The sequence below is a fragment of the Youxingia wuxianensis genome (assembly GCF_014385085.1).
Lineage (GTDB): Bacteria > Bacillota > Clostridia > Oscillospirales > Ruminococcaceae > Youxingia > Youxingia wuxianensis.
The window spans coordinates 1-1730 of record NZ_JACRTD010000025.1; the positions used below are offsets into that span (position 1 = coordinate 1).

Annotated in this window: 2 protein-coding genes; both read left to right on the plus strand. The window is 46.0% G+C overall.

What is annotated here, in order from left to right; genetic code table 11:
• Nucleotides 1–13: 13 nt before the first annotated feature.
• Nucleotides 14–892 (plus strand): carbohydrate ABC transporter permease, encoded by an 879-nt coding sequence (locus tag H8705_RS13595; RefSeq protein ID WP_262396318.1) that lies wholly within the window; start codon nt 14–16, stop codon nt 890–892.
• A 100-nt stretch (nt 893–992) separates the two neighbouring features.
• Nucleotides 993–1730 (plus strand): carbohydrate ABC transporter permease, encoded by a 738-nt coding sequence (locus tag H8705_RS13600; protein ID WP_392392107.1) that lies wholly within the window; start codon nt 993–995, stop codon nt 1728–1730.

Consider the following 1730-nt stretch of genomic DNA (forward strand, 5'->3'; position numbering starts at 1 on the left):
GAGGTGGCCCACAGTGGGGAAGAAGAAGAGCGGGATATGGCCGTATCTGCTGATAGCGCCGGCACTGATAATAGTGGTAGCAGTGGTGTTCATCCCAGTAATCAACGCGGTATCGATGAGTTTCCAGAGTTATGACTTAAGGCGGCCGAATGCGATAGAATTTATCGGGCTAAAGAATTATATGGAGGTATTCGCGGACGAGCTATTCTGGAAATCGCTGAGTAAGACAGTACTATGGGTAGTATTTGGAGTAGGGTTTCAGTTTATCTTTGGATTTATGCTGGCGCTGATACTGAATAAGAAGTTCAGAGGGCGCGGGATAGTAAGATCAGTAAGCTTAATCCCATGGGTAACGCCAGGGGTATTGATCGGACTGATGTGGAAATGGATATATGATGGGAACTACGGAGTATTAAATGATATATTGATGCGGCTGCATATGATAGAGGAGCCGGTGACATTTTTAGCGAATACAACAACGGCATTTCCGTCAGTGATACTGACGATCATCTGGCAAGGGATACCGTTTTTTGCGATAATGATATTGGCGGGGCTGCAAGGGATCCCGCAGGAACTGTACGAAGCGGCAGATATAGATGGAGCGACAGGGATACAGAAACTGTTTAGGATTACGATACCAAGTTTAAAGAACACGTTATTTGTAACGACGCTTTTGAGGATCATATGGGTAACGAATTCGGTAGACGTGATATTAAATATGACAGGAGGAGGCCCGGCATACGCGACTCAGACGCTGAGCGTATATATATTCAACAAAGCGAACTCGATGAATTTAGGGTACTCGTCAGCAATGGCAATTATTATGACGCTGTGTCTGGGATTTGTAGCGGTGCCGTATCTGAAGAGCATGTTTGCAAAGGAGGCGGAGTAAGGAGATGAAGAAAGAAAGTATAGTAAAGAAGATCTTTTTACTCTATGTGCCGTTAACGGTTCTGATGATATTTTTGCTATTTCCGTTTTACTGGACATTTGTGACGTCGATTAAGCCGGAGTCGGAGATATATCTGAGGGCGGTGCATTACTGGCCGGAGAACCCGACGGTAGAAGTATATGGGCGGCTGTTCACAAGGATGAACTTCATAAAACCGATGATGAACAGTTTTACGGTAGCGCTGGTGACGACTGTGATCACGCTGATGGTATCAGTGATGGCGGCATATGCATTTTCGAGGTTTCGGTTCAAGGGGCGCAAGGTTCTGATGGTGATGTTTTTAACGAACAACATGTTTCCGACGGTGCTGTTATTGATCCCGTTATATGCGATCATGAGGAAGCTGGGGATATTATACACACCGATGGCGCTGATTTTGGCGTACACGACGTTTACGATACCATTTTCGGTATGGTTATTAAACGGATACTTAAATGACTTATCGTTATCGCTGGAGGAAGCGGCGATGATAGATGGTGCGAGTCGTGTGAAGGCGTTTTGGAGGATAATCTTTCCGATTTTGGTACCGGGGCTGGTAGCGACGGGGGTATATATCTTCATGACGTCGTGGAATGAATATACGTTTGCGGTCATGTTTACAAACGAGGCGAGCAGGACGATACCGGTAGCGCTTAAGAGTTTGATAGGGCAGCTGGCGGTACAGTGGGATGTATTGACGGCGGGTGGAATTGTAACGATCATCCCTGTATGTATTATGTTCTTCTTCGCTCAGAAGAGACTGGTGGAAGGGTTAACCGCTGGTGCTGTCAAAGGATAA